We start from the raw sequence: 21,401 nt of genomic DNA, 5'->3' as shown, positions 1-21,401 counted from the left end.
AAATAGTATACTCTCTACTCGGCTAATGGACCGTATTTTCGGTTGATTAGTTCAGCGATTAAGCCTGTCCAGCCAGTTTGATGGCTGGCCCCTACGCCCCGGCCGTTATCGCCATCAAAATATTCATAGAACAACACATAATCGCGGAAGTTCGGATCCTGGTACTTGGGATGCTGCCCCAACGCAGGCCGTTTGCCATTTCCGTCTGTTGTGAACAGGCTTATCAATCGATTTGTGAGCTCACACGCAACCGTTTTGAGCGTAACCTGCTGGCCTGATCCTACTGGATACTCAACCGTAAAACTGTCGCCGAAATAGTCGTAGAATCGTTCCAGGCTTTCGACAATCAGATAATTCGTTGGCATCCAGACGGGTCCGCGCCAATTGCTGTTTCCCCCAAACATACCACTATCGCTTTCCGCAGGGGTATACGTCAAGCGAAACGTGGTGTTGTCTAAGGTAAATTCGTAAGGATGATCGCGGTAATATTTGGATACAGCCCGAATGCCGTGTGGGCTTAAAAATTCAGCCTCATCCAGCATTTTCGACGCCAGCGATTTCAGTCGAAAACCGCGAAGTAAACTTAAAAGCCGTTTTTCATCAATGCCCGTTTCGGTGTAACGGGAAACCTGATTATATAAATCGGGCCGATGACTCTGAAACCAATTCATTCGACGCAGAAATTCTGGATTTACTTTTAACAATTCGTGATCCAACACCTCTACAGCAAATAGTGGAATAAGCCCAACTAATGTCCGTACGCGCATGCGCTCAACACTGCCATCGCTCATCCGGAGCTGATCGTAAAAAAACGCATCTCCTTCATCCCAAAGTCCCAGATTGTCTTTTCCAATGTTTGTAATGGCGCCGGCGATGTAGAGAAAGTGATCAAAGAATTTCGTGGCGAGTTCGTCGTAAACAGAGTCATTTCGAGCCAGTTCAAGAGCGATCCGCATCATGTTCAGTGCGTACATAGCCATCCAACTCGTGCCGTCTGCCTGTTCGAGATGACTGCCATCCGGGAAAACCGTATTCCGATCAAAAACACCAATGTTGTCCAGTCCTAGAAATCCACCCTCAAAAATATTATTGCCAACTTCATCTTTTCGGTTTACCCACCAGGTGAAATTGAGCATCAGTTTGTGAAAGATTCCCCGTAAAAACGTCCGATCTTCCTCTCCTGGCGGTTTTCGCTCCAATTCCTGATGATAAATTCGCCAGGCAGCCCAGGCCTGTACCGGCGGATTCACATCTGAGAAATTCCATTCATACGCAGGCAATTGGCCATTCGGGTGCATGTACCACTCGTTGGTCAGCAGCATCAGTTGCTGTTTGGCAAAACCGGGATCGATTACCGACAGTGCCACACAATGAAAGGCCCAATCCCAGGCGGCATACCACGGATACTCCCATTTATCGGGCATAGAAATTACCCCAGCATTAATCAATTGCAGCCAGGTGTGATTACGCCCTTTTAATCGCTCAGGCGGAGGAGGGGGGCTATTTTGGTCCCCTGCTAACCATCGGGAAACGTCGTAATAATAGTATTGTTTGCTCCACAACATTCCAGCAAAGGCTTGCCGCTGCACTAATTTCTCATCAGCAGTTGCCTGAGCGGGTTGAATATGGGCGTAAAATTCGTCAGCTTCCTCCTTTCGCTTCGTCAAGATCTGTTCAAAATCCACGAAAGGTGTCAATAATTCCGCTCCAAGCGGGCCGGGAGCTTCTAATCGCAATCGGATTTGGATAGAATCTTTTGGCTCAACGACCAGCCGATAATGGGCTGCGGCTTTTGTTCCTGTATGTTTTGGATTAACGGTCTGTGCCCCGAACACAACGTGGTTATGAATACCATCTTTCGGGTATTGCGATCCAGTATGGATGTTATAGAAACGAATCATATTGGTCTCATTATCACAAAATAACCATTCCGGTTGACCCTCCGCATGAAGCACATACCGACCTAAATCTGAATCGTCTACGGATACCGTTCCGGCAGGTTGTAAAACAAGAGAAGGCCGATAATTGGGTACACCGTCGGAATCATCACCAAAAATCCAGGTATTTCGAAACCAGAGCGTTGGCAGCAGGTGCAACTCAGCGGCTTCGGCCCCTCGGTTGTGCACCGTAATGGCCATCAGAATATCCTTTGGCCCCGCTTTGGCGTATTCGACAAACACATCGAAATACCGATCCTCATCGAAAATACCCGTATCGAGGAGTTCAAACTCAGGATCTAGTCGGCTACGCTGGCGATTTTCTTCAATCAGTTGCTGATAGGGATACGCAGCCTGAGGATATTTATAGAGCATTCGCTGGTACGAATGCGTCGGCGTGTTGTCGATATAATAATAGAGTTCCTTGACATCCTCCCCGTGATTTCCCTCCCCGTTTGTCAGGCCAAAATAGCGTTCTTTCAGAATTGGGTCTTTTCCATTCCAGAGCGTTAGTGCGAGACACAATTGTTGTCTATCGTCCGATATTCCAGCAATCCCATCCTCTCCCCAACGGTAGGTATAGCTGCGTGCCATGTCATGCGTGACATAGTTCCAGGCATCACCATTTGCGCTATAGTCTTCCCGAACCGTACCCCACTGTCGGTCAGAGACATACGGCCCCCATTGACGCCAAGCCGGATCTTCCAGACGTTCTTGTTCGATAGTCAACTTATGATTGTTAAGGATGAATACTAAGTGATGAGATATGAATGATGAGTGATGAATTTACTGACGCTAACAATTATTATAGTGCGTCAGCAAACTCATCACTCATCGTTAATAACTTACCCTCCAGTCGCAAATCCCTCAAATACGGTCATGCCACCGTCGATGAAGATGCTGGCGCCGGTAATATAATCGGATAAATCAGAAGAAAGGAAAACGGCGAGATTACCGATGTCTTGCGGTTGACCAATTCGATTGTATGGAATCAGCGTCATCAGGCTATTCAGTGCTTGCGGAGTTTCCCAGGCAGCGCGGTTGATGGGTGTTTGAATGGCTCCTGGACAAATGCTGTTTACTCGGATTTTACGGTCGCCGTACTCCTGCGCCAGCGACTGCATCAGCATCTTAATGCCTCCTTTCGATGTCGCATAATTGACATGACCAGCCTAGGGAATCAACTCATGCACAGAACTCATGCAGATAATTTTTCCGGTAGCAGCAGACACTTCCGGACGCGGTCCCCGGCGCAGGAATTCTCGAATGGCTTCGCGGGCACATAAAAATTGTCCCGTCAGGTTAACGTTAATTACGGTATTCCATTGATCGATCGTCATTTCGTCGAACTTCGCATCTCGTTGAAGTCCAGCATTGTTAATCAGAATATCGACTGTTCCATAAGCGGCTACAACATCGGCAAACATCTTGATTACCTGCGATTCCTGACTTACATCGCACTGGGCTACCATGCCATTTCCCCCCGCATCGATAATTTCTTTCAATACTGCATCGGCGGCTGGTTTGCCCGATTCGACGGGATAGTTTACGACAACCGTAGCTCCGGCAGCTGCCAGCGATTTAGCTACCCCGGCACCAATACCACTACTGGCACCGGTAATAATGGCAATTTGCTCTTTTAGTATTTGATCCATGAATCGTAAAACAGAATTTGATGAATAAATGGATGTACCAATTCGACCCCACCGGATCCAAACTACAACCTATTGACGGTTACTCCTGTTTGAACTCGCGCAATTAAATGAATTTAATATTGGGCTAATTATTTCTAAGCAAAACGATAAATTAACATAAACTTCTTTTTTAGTGACGTTAAAATTCAATAGACTTACAGCTTTAAATCAGCCCAAACCACAAACCAATGGCTCAGACAACCCTTAATCCCTATCTTTTCTTTCCGGGAAATTGCCGGGAAGCTATGGAATTTTACAAGCATATTTTTGGTGGCGAACTAACCCTGAATACGTTTGGCGATGGCCCACCAGATGCACATGCTGATCCGAAGGCAAACAGCGAAGATGTAAAATCAAAAATTATGCACGCTCGTCTTTCTGGCGACATTGTTTTGTTAGCCAGTGATGATCCCAATAGTACAGAGTCAAACAAGAAGGGTCATTTCAGTTTATCGCTGGAAGGCACAGACAATGCTAAACTAACCGACTACTTTGAAAAACTGTCTCAAAATGGAACGGTACAAGCACCACTCGTCAGACAATTCTGGGGCGATGTTTTCGGAATGGTAACCGACCAATATGGTGTCAACTGGATGGTTAGCATTAATGCATCAGCAGCTTAAACACTTCGTAAACTGGCCAGGCTAAGCTCGGCCAGTTTTTTATAGCCACCCAACGACAGCGTCACTTCAATATCAGCCAGCTTATTTTGAAGAACCATTCCGACTCCTCGTTGCCATCCTAGCGCTAAACCATGTACATGCGACCGCCCAAGGCAACCGGCTTTAACTGATGTGAATTAGGCTGAATAGTGTAAACTTTCCCGGTGAATCCGTTCAGATAAATTTTCCGTTGCCAGTCTAAAACCCGCATTTTCCTGTATTAATCACCCATAACACCAAACACGACTGTAATTACCGTGTTTGCGGAAAAATTTTGCCATTCTACTAAAAGCAACGTCTTAGAAAAGTATAAAGAAATCTTATGATGCTCATTTTGCACATATGACAAAATCATACACTACGTTTCCCTAATTAACTAATGTTATATAAAATTGCGCTTACCGTTCATAATAAAATATATAATAAATTATCTTTTTCAAATACAGCATATCTGATCTTATCATTCAAAATATCTATTTTCAATCGGTTATAAAAAGGGGTTTTCTAATGTAATTGTACTATATAAATAAAAAGTAGTTTCCCAAACGTATATAGTACAATTATTTAGAATTATTAGAAAAATACAATCCATGCGCGATTTTCATGGACTTGTTGTACTTTTCCAATAATCACCCTATTTAACAAATAGGCAATTGTACAAAAAAAAGAATATTCACCTTCAGAATGCTTTACAGGCGCTTGTCTATTGCATTAAAGCTAGTTAACACCACACCTTTGTAGCGGTTAAAACAAAAAAATATTTCAAACCAATGAAACAGTTCCGTTTATCAATTGCCGTACTTTTATCTGTATGGGGTCTGGCAGGCATGGGAGATGTCAAAGCAGACAATGGATCAGGAATGGGTGGTGTGAAAGTTGAGAAGTCCGAACAAAAGAAAGTTAAAGTTTATACAAAAGCTGGTGCTTCTGTTGACGTGGCGATCATCGACGCTGACGGTAACGTGCTCTACCAGGGATTCATCGCAAAAAACGCTAAGGGTGCTACGTCGTTCAACCTGAATAACCTGCCTGACGGTCAATATTTTCTGACAGCTGGTAATAATTCCTGGTGGATGTCGCAGGGGATTACGATTAAATCAAACAGCGTTAATATTGATGAGCGTAACATTCAGCAAATTGCTGAGCCAACGCTAACAGCATACGAAAAAAACAAAATTGAAGTATCGCTGCCTGCGAAAAACGTAGAGGCATCTACGGTTGCTATCTACGATACGCAGAATGTTCTGGTACAAACTGACACATTCAAAGGTGCTACTCGTCGATTCGATTTATCAAGTCTGCCTGATGGAGCTTACACATTTATTGTAGGTTCAAGTCAGAAACAATTTGCACAGCGAATCGACGTTCGTCACTAAGCCATCACTAGAGAAGGGCTACCTGATATAGCGTAGTTCATTACACTCCTCAACTTTTGCGGCCAGTCTTTTCGGACAAGCCTGGTTGCCCACCATTCTGCCCGCTGCTCAGAGAGCAGCGGGCTTTTTTGTGTTATATGAATGCGGCAATGGCTGTTTGTGGATCCATTACATCTGTTTTAGTCAATTTATCAAACGCATTTTGCTTCTGTTTCGGGCTATCCGAGACGGATACTGCTGGCTGATGAAGTAGTGCACCATTTTTACGGCTTCAACGGTTGACACTGGAAAAAGGATCGAGCAGTTGACCCCATCTGCCTTACGGGGATTATGGTGATTCGATAGCCGGATCTTGCCATTCAGGCAGCCAATATACAGTGAGCCAGTGGTGGCTTTCTTAACAGAATAGATTTTGATATTGTAGGCAAACAGCTGGTTCAGGACAAGCTGCTTGAGCGCGGCTACTGTTGTAATACGATCTATATCCTCCATACGTGTTTATGTGAGGAATAGTATTTTGTTACAGAGTAGGGAAAGATTTATTTTTCTTTCACGGAATCCGCCGGAGTGGTGGCCAGGCAGTAATCTCAGAGTTATTACTACTATTTATCACTAATACTGTGGTACTAGTTTTTTCGGCTCTTCTGAATACTATTCATATGGAAGGAACATGGATATTAGGTAAATTAAAGCTCGTACCTGCATCAATACATCAGAAACGGGTTAACCAGGACGGTCAATGAACTGACGACGAATATAATCCAGACGGGTAATTTTAAAAACCACTTTAATTCTATATCAACTCACTGTCAATCAATCTCCTAACAGCCAGATCCTTCATCTTACATTCGAACACAATATCAACCTCTTTCCCGTACGTGTTCGCTGGTGTATACAGCCAATCCGCATGAGCTTCCCGACGGGCTTTTGGATCTTCGTACACTTGTCGTGAGTTGGAATAGTGGAAAACGGGACGGACATCCCAGGTATTATAAGCCGTCAGAAAAGCTTCTTCCTCCGTTTGAGTTCCCGGATTGAGCAAATGATGGAAATAATCGAAGACAATCGGAATCCCCGTACGCTCATAAACCGACACCAGGTCAGCCACCGTATACAAACTCACCCGATCATCATTTTCAACCGTTAACCGAGCGCGCAGATTTTCAGATAGTAAGCTAAAGTTCTGGACAAATCGAGTGAGTGTAGCGGCTTTATCGCCATACGTTCCGCCAACGTGAATATTAATTTTATTCCAGTGCGACGGCGTCAAACCCATTAAATCAAACAACTCTGACTGATATTCAAGATCAATCTGTGTATTGGCCAGTACTTTTCCTTCACCAGCCAGTTTATTGAACGGGCCGGGGTGAATGGTCAATCGGATCGGTCGGCTGCCGATTTCTTCAAGAGTTGCCCGAATGTCTGGAAAATCAGGCAGATTCGAAATGCGGTACTCGGACGCCCAGGGGAACAAATCCGACGAAATACGAAACAGGCCAAATCCATTCCCGATATTCCAGTCGACGATTTTCAGTAAATCTTGTACGTTTTTCAGGGCCAGCTCCGAAGCATACGCCAGACCTCGCTCTGTAAACGTTCTCCTGATCATTCCCCGGTTTGTCGTGATTTTCTCTGCCTGAAGCGTTAGGTTAATACAGGCGTATCCAATGTTATATGGCATTTGATTCATTGCCTCATAACAGGAATCTCAACCTTGAGGTTTTACTATTTTGACCGTTTGGTCAAAAGTTAAACCTTAGTAAAGAGTCAGTGACTTATTTTACCTGCGCAAGACACACCCTTTGCCAATGTGAGCTGATTCAGCATTGAATCTGTTTATGGAAGATTTTACGCCTGACCAAATAGTTACGATTACCAACGGTTACTGCAATATGGCTCGTGCACTAAACGCCTATCAGGCACAGCATTGGCTTGAGCTTTCGCATGAACAACAGTTGGACCTGAATGCCTATCAGAATAGTTTATTGAATCGTTCGCACGATCTCCAGACGAATGCAACCCGACCTGCGTTTTCCGATGCGATTTCAATGGCCGCCAGCATTCAGCAGGCCACTACCAGCGCCCAGGATAGTCTACGTTATATTGACAATACGACGGTTGCCCTGAATGTAGGAGCCGCCACGGTCGCCCTTGCGGCCTATGTTGCCCGAGCCAATCTACGCGGTATCCAAACGGCCCTGCGCGAATTAAGCGATTTGCTGGTGATAGCGAGGGAAGGGTAAATCAAAAAAACTAAAAGCGAACAACCGTCAGTCCTGGTTTGGTCTAACGGTTGTTCGCTTTTAGTTTATACAATTAAACAATCAATCCTGAAGGAGATTTAACTCCGACGAGTTCGACTTCAAAGGTAAGCTCCTGGCCAGCCAATGGGTGATTGGCATCAAGTGTAACTGTGGTATCGGTTAGATCACGGACAATCACGGGAATAGGTCGTGGATTACCGTCTTCGTGCATATTGAGAGTCATTCCCAATTCGAGTGGAATATCATCTGGAATATCCGTCCGATTCAAGGTAAAAATCATATCCTCATTCGTCGGACCGTATGCATCTTCTACAGGTATATTGATCCTTTTCTTGTCCCCCTGATTCATACCAGCGACTCCTTCATCGAATCCCTTAATCACCTGACCGCTACCCACTGTAAACTCCAACGGCGTGCGTCCTTCTGACGAATCGAATATGGTTCCATCGGTTAGCGTTCCAGTATAATGTACCTGAACAGTATCACCTGATTTTGCTTGTGCCATAATACAAATAGTTTTTTGTAATGATGCTGCAAAAATACCGGAACTTCCGGCTAGAGTTCATTACGCTATTAATTTTTAGCAACTTGTTAACCTACCGAAAAGTTTACGGTCTTCGGTTTACAGTTAGTTAACGTCTTTTTCCCATTTGCGTAACTCATCTGTAAACCGAAGACCGTAAATCAGGTAAACTACTGATTAACAGAGTCTAAAAATTTAATACTCGATACCGTCATAAGCGGCTGAATCGCTTTAGCTTTATCGTTTTTAAAGACAAAATATACATCGTGAACTCCTTCGGTATCTTTCAGATTCATCTTGACGGATGGCACCGGACGTCGGGGTCTTGGCGGGGGTGCAGCGGCAGTTCCTGCGGTTGCTGATGTACTAGCTGGTGCTGCTGATTCCATTTGAGCCATCAATTTAGCCATATCAACTTCTGGCGCTACGTCAACATTAGTTTCCCCAATCAACGGTCCGGTCGGTGAATCCAGCCTGACTTCAACAGTACCACCTGCACTGCCTTCCCGTCGTTGTGCCGATGCATTCATATCCAGTTTCTTGATCCCGGTCAGATCGAGTTTGTGAAAACCAATATATGAATTGGCGAACGGAATCACGTTCATGCCTGCCCCCATACCACGACCTTTCAATTCAGCTCCATGTACGACAGCCGCACTCGATGCATCTACCTGGGCACTACGCAAAACAATCATTTGTTCAGCTGTTTGCGTCGGAATTCCTTTAGCGCCCCGGTCGGTATAAGCAGCCCGAACCAGCACTGACCCCTGGCCATTGTCACCTTCCGGCAATTTAAGACTGTAGGTTCCTTTGGTTGGCAACGTACTAAATGTTTTCTCGTTGATGTTCAGAATATATTTCACGATAGCTTCTGCATCCGCAACAGACATAGCTGGGTGGCCGGGCATGGCGACATCGCCCCAAACACCTACTCCTCCATTGCGAATTTTCTTAACTAACTGATCCATAGCTCCGGCATTGCCTTTGTATTTTGTAGCAATAGCCGTAAACATAGGTCCAACTGATTTCGCGGCTACCTGATGGCATACCTTACAATCGCTCTGAGAAATAAGCGTTTGGGCTACGGCATATTGAGTAGATGCATCAACGCTACGCTGCCCCTGCATAACTTCAGCATAGTCGAATCCCTCAGAAGTATAGTCGATACTCATCGCCACTTGCGACGGAGAAATTTTACCATTAGTCAAATTACCGTCTTCTTTATCATCTACACTCACATTATATTGAATGGGTTGATTTGGAAAGAAGAACGTTTTGTTACTGGTCAGATTTAGTGCTACTGCAGGCGGTTCATTTCCAGCAATAATTTTTACCGACTGACTATTGGCAGCACCTTTCGAGTCAGTTACTGTCAGCGTAGCCGTGTATACGCCCGCTTTGTCGAAAGTCACGTCTGGGTTGGCTGTTGCAAACGTTTTTGGCGCAACGCCAGGAGCTGTTACTTTCCATTGGTATTTGAGTTGATCGCCGTCGAAGTCTTTCGACCCATCCGCTAATAGTGTTAATTTAAGCGGAACAGTACCTCCTTTTTTACTGGCTGATGCCTGAACAATTGGTTTTCGATTTCCTCCATTATACTCAATCCGAACCAATCTGGAGTTGTTACTCTTGCGGAACCAGTTGCTACCATATTCCAGTACGTACATATCGCCATCGGGACCAAACTTCATATCGATAGGCTCGACTGGATGGTAGCTGGGAAATACACGTTCCATCGATTTATAATTTCCTTCGGCATCCATCGTAATGGCCATAATCCAGCCACGCGAGAAATCCGTTGCGATCCACTTGTTTTCGTAATATGCAGGCCAGGGACGCTTGGCCCCTTTGAAATCGGCCTGGTGATAAATCGGCCCACCCGTTGCCGAACGAGAGCCTGTACCAACCAACGGAAACTCCTCCGATACACCATACGGATAATATATAAAGGAAGGCGCAACGGGGGGCAACTCGCTTAACCCCGTATTATTTGGCGACGTATTAACCAGTTTATCCGGATCTTTTTTGGCTAGTGGTTTCTTTTCGGCGTAATCATACACTGGGAACGCCTGCCGATTTCCGACAAACCACGGCCAGCCAAAGTTACCCGGTTTACGTGCCTGATTCAATTCGTCGTAGCCACGCGGGCCAATTTCTGAGTCTGAAGTGGCGTCTGGACCAACTTCACCCCAATATATATAGCCAGTCTTGCTGTCAATCGAAATACGCCAGGCATTGCGATGTCCCATCGAATAGATTTCCGGACGCGTTTTTTCGGTTCCTTTTGGGAATAAATTGCCTTCAGGAACGGTATATGTCCCATTCGATTCGGGATGAATACGGAGAATTTTACCCCGCAAATCGTTCGTGTTCCCCGCATGCCCCTGATCATCCCAACTGCTGCGGCCAGGTCGTTCGTCAGTTTGGGCGGCCTGCTGGTTTCCTGTATTATTCCCGACAGTCAAATAGAGGTTTCCGGTTCGATCCCAGGCCATTCCTCCGCCCGTATGGCAACATACTTCGCGTTGAGTTGGGACTTCGAGCATTACCTTTTCTGAGTTCGGTACCAGCTTACCATCGCGAAGTTCCCAGCGCGTAAGTTGGTGTTGCTTCTTTGTCGGATGCGCGTAATACAAATACACCCAATGATTTTGCTCGAAATTCGGATCGAGCGTAAGGCCCATCAGTCCTTCCTCAGCTTCAGTTACCTTTCCTTCCGCCGACGTATATTTCGTATTGACCGGAATCTCTCCAATCAGATCGACCGTTTTGGTGACCGGGTCGTATTTTTTGAAAGCGCCTTTCCGTTCAATAATGTAGGCCGTCCCATCTTTTGCCACTTCAAACACCATTGGCTCATCGAGATCCTGCGCTAATACAACTGGCGTAAACCGGCTCTCGTCGGGCTTCATGGGTGCTTCCTGGACAACGAATGAAGCAAGCCCAACGAGAAGTGTGGTATTGACTACCAGCGAAATAGGCCTACGCCATTTGCTGACTAACCTGTTCACGCCCATTGGCGATAGATAAATTGAAGAGATCATATTAAGCCTGTAGTTTCTTCAGATGTGTATAACTCGTTGCAATACTTTCGAAAGGTTCAGCGGCCATATCCTGCTCCACAAAGAAATATTTTAGCCCAGCCGTTTTTGCCGCAGCAAACGCATGTTTAAAATCGACAACCCCGTTGCCAACTTCGGTAATCGTTTTCATGTCCGCTTTGATATCCTTGATGTGCCATAGGGGGAATCGACCCGGATGTTGTTCAAAGAGTTTTACTGGATCTTTACCCGCTTTCGTTGCCCAGGCCAGGTCTAATTCCATCTTTACCAGATCTTTATCCGTTTGTGAGAGAATCAGATCGTATGGCGTTTTTCCGCCTTCTACTGAGTCAAATTCCGTGGCGTGGTTGTGGTACGCAAAGCCGATACCTGCTTTTTTACAAGCCTCTCCCGTTTTTTGAAATACCTCAATTGACTTCTGAATCTCATCAAGTGTTGCCACGGGCGTACTGGCACAAACCAGATACGACAATCCACCTTCTCCCGCTTCATCTACCAACTGCTGGTAATTATCTCGCAGGTTAAGCATGGGTGGCATTTTAGAAAAATCCATTCGCTGCCCTCCTCCCGCTGGAGCGGCTCCGGTTGCACTGGCCGGAGGTGTAGGACGGGGCTTGAATGGAGCACCACCCGCATGGTGGGCCCGCCAGATCATGCCATATCCTTCTACCAATTTTTTAAACTCTTTTGCGGTATAGCCATAATATCCGCTCTTTAAACTAAACGCCGATTCTACTTCCTTATAGCCCACTGCCGCTACTTTTTCAAGCGTTCCTTTCGGATCATCGCTCATAGCACGAAACAGGGTAAATAACTGTAAACCAATAGGTCGTGGAGCAATTGAACTAAAAAGCGAATCTGCATGACTAAGCTTCGGTAGTAATAGGCTACTTATAGTCAATGCGCTTGCATCGCGAAGAAACGTACGTCTGTTTGTCATAGGTAAAAAAGTAAGGTATATAGATCGAATCAAGAAACAAAAAAACGTCAGTCTATTCACTCGTGAAAATCGAATAGACCGGAAGCTCAAAAACGTCGGCAGATTCCTAATTTCAACCGATGAACGGACTCACCGAATATGTATATTCTACATACTGAAATTACAAAAAATAAAAGGCTAATTCTTACAGAATCTACGATTGATTGTAAGAATTAGCCTTTTATTTTAATCAAAAAACGCCTGTTGTTCAGGACTTTACTAACGCAATTTTAATACGCCCGAGCAAATACAACGCGTCCTTTTGACGGTTTTCCTGAATACACGCAAACGCCCTCTTCAGCCTCCTGGCTGAATGGAATACAACGGATAGTGGCTTTGGTAGCCTCTTTAATAGCCTCTTCTGTTTCAGAGGTTCCATCCCAATGAGCCAATACGAACCCATTTTCAATCTGCGTCTGGAATTCGTCAAACGTATCGGCGTTGAACGTGTGCTCTTCCCGAAACGCTTTGGCTTTGTTGTAAATGCTCTCCTGAATATCGTCCAGCAACGCTTTGATCCGCTCGGTTAATCCATCGAATGGCACCGTTTCTTTCGTTTTTAAGTCACGTCGAGCAATTTCGACCGTACCATTTTCCAGATCACGACCACCCATAGCTAGTCGAACAGGCACTCCACGCAGTTCGTATTCGGCAAATTTCCAACCGGGTTTGTTCGCATCCGAATCGTCATATTTAACCGAAATACCTGCTTTTTTCAGCTCCTGCACCAGTGGCTTGATTTTAGCTGAAAGCTGATCCAATTGCTCTTCTGTTCGATAAATAGGGACGATCACGACCTGAATAGGCGCTAGTTTTGGCGGCAATACCAATCCATCGTCATCGGAATGGGCCATAATAAGAGCGCCCATCAGTCGGGTCGAAACACCCCATGATGTGCCCCAAACGTAATCGAGTTGATTCTGTTTGTTCAGGAATTGCACATCAAACGCTTTTGCGAAATTTTGCCCCAGAAAGTGTGAGGTGCCAGCCTGAAGAGCTTTCCCATCCTGCATCATCGCTTCAATGCAGAGCGTATCTTCGGCACCAGCAAAGCGTTCATTAGGTGTTTTAGCTCCTCGAATTACTGGCACTGCCATCCACTCTTCCGCGAATGTTGCATATACTTCGAGCATCTGGCGGGTTTCGGCTTGTGCTTCTTCTGCCGTTGCGTGAGCGGTATGCCCTTCCTGCCATAGGAATTCGGCGGTACGAAGGAAAATCCGCGTACGCATTTCCCATCGTACCACGTTTGCCCATTGGTTCACCAATAGTGGCAAATCACGGTACGACTGAATCCAGTTTTTGTAGGTACTCCAGATTACCGTTTCAGAGGTTGGGCGTACGACCAATTCTTCTTCCAGTTTCGCTTCCGGATCAACAATTACACCCGAACCATCTTCAGCATTTTTCAGCCGATAATGGGTAACGACGGCACATTCTTTAGCAAATCCTTCAACGTGCGAAGCTTCTTTGCTTAAAAATGATTTTGGAATAAATAACGGGAAATACGCATTCGTATGCCCCGTTTCTTTGAACATATCGTCGAGCGCACGTTGCATTTTTTCCCAGATGGAAAAACCATAGGGTTTAATGACCATACACCCTCGAACAGCTGAATTTTCGGCCAGATCGGCTCGTTTCACTAACTCATTATACCACTCGGAGTAGTTTTCACTACGGGACGGAATCGCTTTAGCCATGTTGGAATGAAAAAAAGAGAGAAGAATCAGTAAGAAAGATGGCCAGTCAGTTTGCGTATATCTACTTACGTGACCCACTGATCTCCTGAAATCTTTGCTCTTTTTTCTAGAATGAATTAAACCTTAGTTAACAAAATGGAGTCTAATAGGTAAGAGCTTGCAAATATAGGTTTTTGCTCTATTTTTGTAATGAAACCAGTCAATCTTGTGTTATAGTGTTGAAAAGGCTAATATCATGAGTCGTTATTACTTTAATTCCCTTGCCAAATGAAAACGCAACGCCTATATTCTTACCTGACGTTGGCTGCGCTGATTAGCATCTGGAGCTGTACCTCCAGTCGCCAGACGGCACAGAACGCAGGTGATGTCGATGATCTGTACGGTAGTGCCGGCAGCTCGCCAGTTTATGCCAGCAATTCAGATGCTTATAGTGGACAATCGTCTCGTCCACAACAGTTTGGTCGCCAACAACGAACAAACCGCAACGCCAATCCTGACTACAACGATGAACAGCAGGGTTATAACTCCAATACCGACGAATATTACACTGAATTAAGTGCTCGTAAACTGAACCGGGGTCTTTCGCCTGATCCAGGTTGGAATGACGATAATTCATACAATTCCGGCTTTGTGAATGGTTACAATGCTGCTACGGCATCGGCCTATAGTTGGAACCGTTGGGGCTTCAACAACACTGGATTCTATAGCGGACTTGGCCTTGGTTTAGGCATGGGTGCTTTCGGCTATGGCTATCCTGGCTTCCGTCTTGGTTTTGGCAATCCATTCTACTCGCCATTCGGCTATGGTAGTGCGTTTGCCTATTCGCCATTTGGATACGGCAGTTTCTACGATCCATTCTATAGCTCATATGCATACGGGTGGGGAGGATATAATTCTTTCTATTCGCCGTTCTATGGATACGGTAGCTATGGTGGCTTCTATGGAAGCCCTGTCTATGTGAATAATGTTTACGTAACGGGTGCTGATCCTTATCGTAATCGGACATATAATAGAACTTTCGAACGATCGGCTGGTCGCTACACCTCAGGCTTCGACAATTCGACACGTACTTATAATCCGAACGGTGGACGAGCAAGCGCAACTACTTCGGGCGCAACGGGTAGCCGGGGTGATGGATATTACGCACGTCCTAGCAATGGCAGCAGCCGGGGTAATTACTATTATGACAATAGCTCGAGTGGAAACGGTCGTGTAAGTTCTGGTGCAACAGCACCAGCTTATAACAGTAACTCAGGTAGTTCTGAATACTACGCCCGTCCTCGTGAAAGCAGCCGGGGTAGTTATACTCCATCAGGTAGCTCAAGCGGTGGCCGGAGCAGTTATCAGCCAAATTATAGCCAACAAAACTCAGGTTATAGTCAACCAAACCGGGGTAGCTATCAGCAATCACAGCCAAGCTTTAGTCAGCCAAGTCAGCCGAACTTTAGCCAACCAAGCCGAGGTAGCTACCAACAATCAACGCCTAGTTTTAGCGCTCCTTCCGGTGGTGGAGGTGGTGGCTTCTCGGGTGGCGGAGGTCACTCAAGTGGTGGCGGTCGTGGTCCACGATAACCACTTATATAAATTAATCAATAAAAAATCCCCGCTGATTAGACAATTAGCGGGGATTTTCGTTTTGTATTATTGAATAGGTGGCGTATTTATATAATACTAATTAAACGTTTATACGTTACGATGTTCTAAGACGTATATATATACTAAGCGTTGTCCACCAATCGCTTTTTATAAAGCTTACTTACCATGAATAAGCATTTTTATTTTTCTGTAGCCTTCGGGTTGCTTTCGCACCTGACGTTTGGTCAGGGAGCTGCATTCGATTATGCGGATGATGCCTTTCGGTATTCGGATTTCAGTCAGAATGGTACGGCACGTTTTCGGGGCATTGGTGGAAACCATGCTGCTTTGGGTGGCGATGCCAGCAATTTGTCGGGCAATCCGGCCGGATTGGCTTTCTACAATCGTTCGGAATTGAGTATCAGCCCCATGTTTACATCGGCTAATAATCAAAATACCTTTCTGGGCCAAACGACTACCAGTAGCGGTGGCAAAGTGAGTATTGGCCAATTTGGGCTTGTTTTACCGGGGAGCAGCAATGGAAGTCGTCGCTGGCGTCGAACGGCTTTTGGCGTAACGTATTCGCAGTCAACCAATTTTTTCGACTACATCGATACGCGCGGGTTGAATAACAATCCCAATTCATCAATTGCGCAGACATACATCAACGCAGCAAACAATGCGAAGTATAGTGAAGCTGAGTTAAGTGACTCATTCTTCCCAAACAGCCGGCAGGCTGATTTCAAAGAAGCAGCGGCTTACGGTTTGTACTTGATTAATCCGACTAATTTAGGCGCTAACGGATCGGGACCACCATACACCCGTTACGACGCAACGGTACAAAAAGACCAACGTTCGACCATCAGCCGTTCTGGCGCTCATTCGCAATGGACGTTATCGTATGCCGGTAACCTGGATGATAAGTTTTACATCGGCGGTTCGATTGCCCTAACCCGACTTAAATATTCATCGGAGGTTATTTTTCTGGAAACACCTGTGAACGGTAGAGTCTTTACAAACTACGGCCAGACGAACCGACTTGATGTGAGAGGTAGTGGCATCAATGCCTCGTTGGGCTTTATCTACAAGATTGTTCCAGCGTTCCAGATTGGAGGTACATTGATTTCGCCAACGTTTAGCAGTGCTAACGAAACTTTCGGCCAGACGTTAACAGCCGTTGCCAAAGATCCAGCACTTCAGCTAAAAACGAATTATGTCGATGTAGTTGACCCGTCTAACGATTTCACTTATTCGCTGCAAACGCCTTTGCGGGCATCAGGAGGTGCTACTTACTTTCTGGGAAATGGTAAAATCGGTTTTCTGACGGCCACTGCGGAGTATGTCAATTACCAGGGTATGCGCGTTCGAACAAATGCCTTCACCAATCAGCAGGATAATAGCGATTTTAAAAACGACGTAAAACGTTTTGTTCAGGATACATATCAGAATGTAGTAAACGTGCGGGCAGGGGCCGAAATCCGGGCAGGGGTCGTACGAGTGCGCGCTGGTGTTGGTTATTTACCCAGCGCCTACAAACTCGACTTAGATCGGGTAGCTAAAGCGGATCGTAGCAAACTGTTGCTCTCTGCTGGATTAGGCATACGGAATGATAAATTCTTTGCTGATATATCGGGCTCTTATCTAACCTATAAATCAGGCTATTCTCCATTCCAGCTCCCTAGCGATGCCGATACGCCAACTGTTTTAACTAACAACCGAAGCACAAATTTGATGCTATCGATGGGTGTATTTTTCTAAGTGACGAGCGATAAACGATGAGTGATGAGTTTGCTGACGCATTCAATAATCGTTGGTGTCAGCAAACTCATCACTCATCGTTTATCACAACCACTCTCCTACTTGCCGAAGTATCTCCTCTTCGGTTGTCTCTCCCGAAACAATAATGTGCGCCTGATTATAAATTGGGAGTCGGGATTCGTACCGTTTTTGCAAAACGATTGGCAATTCAGGATCACTTGGATTATTGAGGGGTCTATCTTCCTGCGCGTGTGTAAGAATACGCCTGACTAACACGTCTACTGGTACATTCAGAAATACAGATACGCCTGTTGCATTGATATAACTGATATTGTCGTGGAAACAGGGCATACCTCCTCCGGTCGCAACAACAAAGCTGCCTCCGGGCTGAATCGTCCGCAAAATCCGACGCTCTGCTTCTCGAAAATACCCTTCTCCTGATTGCGCAAAAATATCCGCAATGGATCGCCCCTCTTCCCGAACGATCAATTTATCAGTATCAATAAAACGATAGTGTAGTTGGTCGGCCATACGCTTACCCAGCGTACTCTTACCCGAAGAGGGCATACCAATCAAGAAGATGTTCTTCATTTATTAAAAGAGTGAATGAGCGAATGAGCGATTAGATAAGCCGGATGGTTTCGCTCATTTACTCTTTCACTTAATATCTCTTCACCCTTTGACCACTTTTTTCACTTCTTCCGCGTCTGGCGTTGAATTGTAGTGCCATTTACCACGTACTACGCCATTATTCATCAGCCATGTTCCAGGATTGGAACGCATAATGGTTTTCAGGACGGTGGCATCCGCTTTATAATAGGGTACGTTTTCTAGCTGAAACTCCTTACGGAATGCCTTGATTTCATCATCACTCGTCGATGTCAGAATATAGGGTGAAATCGTTGAACCCTGCAATCCTTCTACCAACGCCCGAATCGCTGGCAAGCTGCCAGCATCAATATCTTTTGTATTTTTTATAATAATGAAGAGTTTAGCACCCTTAAAAGTCTCCTGCGTGAAATCGCCTTCATCATCCCAGACGCGATAATCTGTAATCTTTGGTTTGGCTTTTTCATTGATCAGCACCATTTCCTTGAATTTATAGCTCTGATCGGTTGGGTATTGCTCAAATTCAGTGGTTTTCCCATCTTTCTCCATGACATACTTATATCGCAATGGTTCGGATGGCTTCATCTGTGTCGGAATGCTCTTACCAACAGCGTACGGTAACATATCGATCGGTGGCAGAAATTGAACGGCGTAAATACCTAGGCCAAGGGTAAACACAATCGTTAGTGCTACCAACCAACCCGTATTTCGAGCGCGGAGTCGGTTGCGATGCCCGATAATAAAGAGGATCAATACAGTCAACACAACGTCTTTACTGAAGGATGTCCAGGGCTTAAGTTTGATCGCGTCCCCAAAACAGCCACAGTCCGTTACACGGTCGAAATAAGCCGAATAGAAGGTTAGGAACGTAAAAAAAATAATCAAAAAAAACAGTAACCAGACCGTCACTTTGGGCTTATAGGACGCTAACAACGCAACACCAAGAATCACTTCAGCCGCGCAGAACAATACTGACATGACCAGTGTGAATGGAACAAGCGCCATGAAGAAGTCGTGCATGAACGGGACATCCTGCGCGAAAACCTCGAAGTACTCTTCAAACTTTATCTGCGTGCCAACGGGGTCGTTGAGCTTGATAAGACCCGAAAAAATAAACACAATTCCGACCAGGATACGGGCAATCCGGGCCGCGATTAACATGGGTGGTGTACCTGTTTTAACTTTGGGTTGGGCAGTTGTTGATGCGCTCATTCGTCACTAAGTCGTGAGTTTTATTAAACAGAAAACAGCGTAGTTAATCATATCCATATAATTGGCCTCAACGCCTTCCGACACCAACGTATTGCCTTGATTATCTTCAATTTGCTTGGTTCGCAGCAATTTCATCAGAATAATATCGGTCATCGAACTGACGCGCATATCTCGCCAGGCCTCACCATAGTCATGATTTTTAGCAAAGAGTAGTTCAATAACCTGGCCAATTTGACCGTCGTAGAGTTTTTCCAGCTCATCAGTAGGAATATCGGTGCGCTTATCGTGCACTAACTCCAACTGAATCAGCGCCATAACGCAGTAATTAATTATACCAACAAACTCTGGCTCGATACCCTCTCCTACCCGACTCACACCCGTTTCCTGTAACGTACGAATGCGTTGTGCCTTAATAAAAATCTGATCGGTGATACTGGACAGCCGAAGAATACGCCAGGCAGTGCCGTAATCTTTATTTTTTTTCAGGAATAGATCTTTGCAGCGTTGGATAACCTGCCGATATTCGGACTCAGTATTGGACATAGTTTGACGTCTGTGGGTTACAGTTCGAGGTTATGTGAACGAAGTAATCTTCAGCTTCAAGCCACAAACTACAAACCTAACCATGTTCAAAAGTACAAAAAAAACACTGAACTGCCGGGGACGTCTGGTCGATTTGTCAAAGCCAGTGGTCATGGGCATCCTCAATGCGACTCCCGATTCGTTCTTTGCCGGAAGCCGTATTTCGTCAGAAAAAAGTGCCATTACAAATGCAATTGAAGTAGCCCAGCAGATGCTTGATGAAGGGGCTACGTTTCTGGATATTGGCGGATACTCAACCCGCCCAGGCGCTGCCGCTGTCGATGCGAATGAAGAGGCCGACCGAGTGCTTCCAATCATTGAAGCCATTGCCGCCACCTTTCCCGATGCCCTGATTTCAATTGATACCTTTCGTGCCTCGGTGGCGCGCCAGGCCATTCGAGCTGGAGCCGTACTGATTAACGATGTATCGGGCGGTACACTTGATTCGGCTATGTTCAGTACGGCGGCTGAGTTGAGTAAATACATGTCGGTTCCGTATATATTGATGCACATTCGGGGCACTCCTCAAACCATGCAATCGCTGGCAACCTATCAAAACGTGGTCACTGAAGTCATCGATGAGCTAGCGATTCGTCTGGCCGAATTACGATCTGTAGGGATAAAGGATATGATTCTAGACCCCGGCTTTGGTTTTGCGAAGACACCAATGCAAAATTTTGAGCTACTAAATCACCTCGATGAATTTAGCCTGTTTGACGAGCCAGTGCTGGTCGGATTATCGCGTAAAACGACGATATGGAAAACCCTGAATATCACGGCCGATAAAGCCCTAAATGGCACTACTGTTTTGAATACAGTTGCCCTGTTAAAAGGCGCTTCAATTCTGCGCGTACACGACGTTCGTGAAGCTGCCGAAGCCATAAATTTAACGCAACAACTAACTTTTTTTTAAGATGTGCTTGCGTTTAGGAAATTAAACTTCTACTTTTGCATTCCCAAACGACGACGACAAGTCAGACACAAGGGAAATGATTCGGTAGCTCAGCTGGTAGAGCAATACACTTTTAATGTATGGGTCCTGGGTTCGAATCCCAGCCGAATCACAAAAAGCTCCAAGCCGCTCAATTGAGCGGCTTTTTTTGTTTATGTACCTCAACTTTCACTGAATTTGAATGGGTCAAATTCAGCTATTTTCACACTATTATTAAATTCTATACTTGGTACTCAAATCATATTTTGTCATTCCGACGATAGGAGGAATCTCAAACTTGACTACTACTGAAGTTTGAGATTCCTCCTATCGTCGGAATAACAAAAACACAGTAAAATTTGACTCAGAAAATATATTGTTTAAACTCCCTTCATGTCAAATTTTTTACCCTTCCAACTCTCATTATTTTTGCTGGCTCAGAACGATTTGATTCCAATCAACTAGCAAGAATCGTTCTGGATAAATAGCACCACTATTAATAAATTGGCATTTTTCAAGAACAATTATAATCAAAAT

16 protein-coding genes, 1 tRNA gene and 1 pseudogene are annotated in these 21,401 nt (G+C 45.3%); 7 read left to right on the top strand and 11 right to left on the bottom strand.

Translation table 11 applies throughout. The annotated features are described in order from the left end of the window. Positions 1-14: 14 nt before the first annotated feature. Positions 15-2,666 (bottom strand): MGH1-like glycoside hydrolase domain-containing protein, encoded by a 2,652-nt coding sequence (locus tag ACYVE4_RS25925; RefSeq protein ID WP_461043190.1) that lies wholly within the window; start codon positions 2,664-2,666, stop codon positions 15-17. A 116-nt stretch (positions 2,667-2,782) separates the two neighbouring features. Next, positions 2,783-3,592, bottom strand: a pseudogene (locus tag ACYVE4_RS25920) (glucose 1-dehydrogenase). Positions 3,593-3,819: 227 nt separating this feature from the next. Here ACYVE4_RS25920 and ACYVE4_RS25915 point away from each other — a divergent pair. Next, on the top strand, positions 3,820-4,254 hold the full coding sequence (locus ACYVE4_RS25915) for a VOC family protein (RefSeq protein WP_461043189.1): 435 nt from the start codon (positions 3,820-3,822) through the stop codon (positions 4,252-4,254). Positions 4,255-5,063: 809 nt separating this feature from the next. Beyond that, on the top strand, positions 5,064-5,669 hold the full coding sequence (locus ACYVE4_RS25910) for a T9SS C-terminal target domain-containing protein (RefSeq protein ID WP_461043188.1): 606 nt from the start codon (positions 5,064-5,066) through the stop codon (positions 5,667-5,669). Positions 5,670-5,852: 183 nt separating this feature from the next. On the opposite strand, the gene ACYVE4_RS25905 is transcribed toward ACYVE4_RS25910, so the two are convergent. Together ACYVE4_RS25905 and uvsE are read right to left on the bottom strand one after the other, a co-directional pair. Continuing rightward, on the bottom strand, positions 5,853-6,161 hold the full coding sequence (locus ACYVE4_RS25905) for a hypothetical protein (protein ID WP_461043187.1): 309 nt from the start codon (positions 6,159-6,161) through the stop codon (positions 5,853-5,855). Positions 6,162-6,462: 301 nt separating this feature from the next. Next, on the bottom strand, positions 6,463-7,359 hold the full coding sequence (gene uvsE / locus ACYVE4_RS25900; RefSeq protein ID WP_461043185.1) for a UV DNA damage repair endonuclease UvsE: 897 nt from the start codon (positions 7,357-7,359) through the stop codon (positions 6,463-6,465). Positions 7,360-7,561: 202 nt separating this feature from the next. Here uvsE and ACYVE4_RS25895 point away from each other — a divergent pair, with 202 nt between their 5' ends. Then, positions 7,562-7,912: a hypothetical protein gene (locus tag ACYVE4_RS25895; RefSeq protein ID WP_461043184.1), complete on the top strand. Its 351-nt coding sequence runs from the start codon at positions 7,562-7,564 to the stop codon at positions 7,910-7,912. Between the two features lie 73 nt (positions 7,913-7,985). Here ACYVE4_RS25895 and ACYVE4_RS25890 read toward each other — a convergent pair whose 3' ends face one another. From ACYVE4_RS25890 to proS, 4 genes are all read right to left on the bottom strand, one after another. Beyond that, positions 7,986-8,438 carry an FKBP-type peptidyl-prolyl cis-trans isomerase gene (locus tag ACYVE4_RS25890; RefSeq protein WP_461043183.1) on the bottom strand — a complete coding sequence of 151 codons (453 nt, stop codon included), beginning with the start codon at positions 8,436-8,438 and terminating at the stop codon, positions 7,986-7,988. A gap of 188 nt (positions 8,439-8,626) precedes the next feature. Continuing rightward, on the bottom strand, positions 8,627-11,500 hold the full coding sequence (locus tag ACYVE4_RS25885) for a PQQ-dependent sugar dehydrogenase (RefSeq protein WP_461043182.1): 2,874 nt from the start codon (positions 11,498-11,500) through the stop codon (positions 8,627-8,629). 1 nt (position 11,501) lies between these two features. Continuing rightward, entirely contained in the window at positions 11,502-12,458 is a 957-nt protein-coding gene (locus ACYVE4_RS25880; RefSeq protein ID WP_461043181.1) for a sugar phosphate isomerase/epimerase family protein, read from the bottom strand. Positions 12,459-12,727: 269 nt separating this feature from the next. Continuing rightward, positions 12,728-14,197 carry a proline--tRNA ligase gene (gene proS, locus ACYVE4_RS25875; protein ID WP_461043180.1) on the bottom strand — a complete coding sequence of 490 codons (1,470 nt, stop codon included), beginning with the start codon at positions 14,195-14,197 and terminating at the stop codon, positions 12,728-12,730. Between the two features lie 267 nt (positions 14,198-14,464). On the opposite strand from proS, the gene ACYVE4_RS25870 reads away from it, so the two are divergent. Next, positions 14,465-15,769 carry a hypothetical protein gene (locus tag ACYVE4_RS25870; protein ID WP_461043179.1) on the top strand — a complete coding sequence of 435 codons (1,305 nt, stop codon included), beginning with the start codon at positions 14,465-14,467 and terminating at the stop codon, positions 15,767-15,769. Between the two features lie 189 nt (positions 15,770-15,958). After that, positions 15,959-17,530, top strand: a complete 1,572-nt coding sequence (locus tag ACYVE4_RS25865; RefSeq protein ID WP_461043178.1) for a hypothetical protein — start codon at positions 15,959-15,961, stop codon at positions 17,528-17,530. A gap of 84 nt (positions 17,531-17,614) precedes the next feature. On the opposite strand, the gene ACYVE4_RS25860 is transcribed toward ACYVE4_RS25865, so the two are convergent. The 3 genes from ACYVE4_RS25860 to ACYVE4_RS25850 all read right to left on the bottom strand — a co-directional run bounded on the left by ACYVE4_RS25860 (position 17,615) and on the right by ACYVE4_RS25850 (position 19,894). Next, positions 17,615-18,121 carry a shikimate kinase gene (locus ACYVE4_RS25860; RefSeq protein WP_461043177.1) on the bottom strand — a complete coding sequence of 169 codons (507 nt, stop codon included), beginning with the start codon at positions 18,119-18,121 and terminating at the stop codon, positions 17,615-17,617. An 81-nt stretch (positions 18,122-18,202) separates the two neighbouring features. After that, a complete protein-coding gene (locus tag ACYVE4_RS25855; RefSeq protein ID WP_461043336.1) occupies positions 18,203-19,300 on the bottom strand; it encodes a BT_3928 family protein in 1,098 nt (365 codons plus the stop codon). 57 nt (positions 19,301-19,357) lie between these two features. Then, complete coding sequence (locus ACYVE4_RS25850; protein WP_461043175.1) at positions 19,358-19,894, bottom strand: DUF1599 domain-containing protein; 537 nt, start codon at positions 19,892-19,894, stop codon at positions 19,358-19,360. A gap of 82 nt (positions 19,895-19,976) precedes the next feature. Between ACYVE4_RS25850 and folP the strand changes: the two genes are divergently transcribed. Continuing rightward, entirely contained in the window at positions 19,977-20,846 is an 870-nt protein-coding gene (folP, locus tag ACYVE4_RS25845) for a dihydropteroate synthase (protein WP_461043174.1), read from the top strand. A 78-nt stretch (positions 20,847-20,924) separates the two neighbouring features. Further along, a tRNA-Lys gene (locus ACYVE4_RS25840) sits at positions 20,925-20,997 on the top strand. Positions 20,998-21,401 lie beyond the last annotated feature (404 nt).

This window comes from Spirosoma harenae (genome assembly GCF_054776975.1).
The sequence above is the reverse complement of the archived record's forward strand: the minus strand, read 5'-3'. Positions and strand labels throughout refer to the sequence as shown.